Here is a 463-nt window from a genome sequence, read left to right as displayed (position 1 = left end):
GCCGTGGTCAGCGGTACGTCGTATTCGAGGGCAGCGGAGGCGTTGCCGCTTGGGTCGGTCTGCACCAGGCTCAGTTGCTCACCTGGCTGCACAGCCGGGTCGAGGTTGATCAGGAAGGTGCCGTTGGCACCGACCACAGCGGTACCGATCACGGTGCCGTTGGCATCGCGCACCTCGACGGTGGCGCCCGGTTCGCCGCGGCCGCTCAGGGCCAGGCCATCAGGGCCGACCACGATATTGCTTACTGCGCCAGGTGGCGTGATATCCGGGGCATCGAACTGAAGCGGTGCAGAGGTGTTGCCGGCGGCATCCGCCAGGCGCACATCCAAGGCTTCGCCGTTGGCCTGTGCAGGGTTCAGGGTCAAGCTGAACAGGCCATCGGCGCCCACAGTGCCAGTGCCGATGAGAGTGCCTGCGGCATCACGCACCTGCACGGTAGCGCCCGGTTCGCCGCGACCGGTGA

At 67.2% G+C, this 463-nt stretch carries 1 protein-coding gene; it reads right to left on the bottom strand.

Going from position 1 to position 463, the window contains the following annotated elements; genetic code table 11:
- Positions 1-463, bottom strand: a 463-nt coding sequence (locus tag LU684_RS30490) for an Ig-like domain-containing protein (RefSeq protein ID WP_232895377.1), incomplete at both ends; no start/stop codon positions are given.

The sequence above is a fragment of the Pseudomonas sp. NMI542_15 genome, from assembly GCF_021283425.1.
Lineage (GTDB): Bacteria > Pseudomonadota > Gammaproteobacteria > Pseudomonadales > Pseudomonadaceae > Aquipseudomonas > Aquipseudomonas fortuita.
Note: the sequence above shows the minus strand (reverse complement) of the source record. Positions and strands in the feature narration are given on the sequence as shown.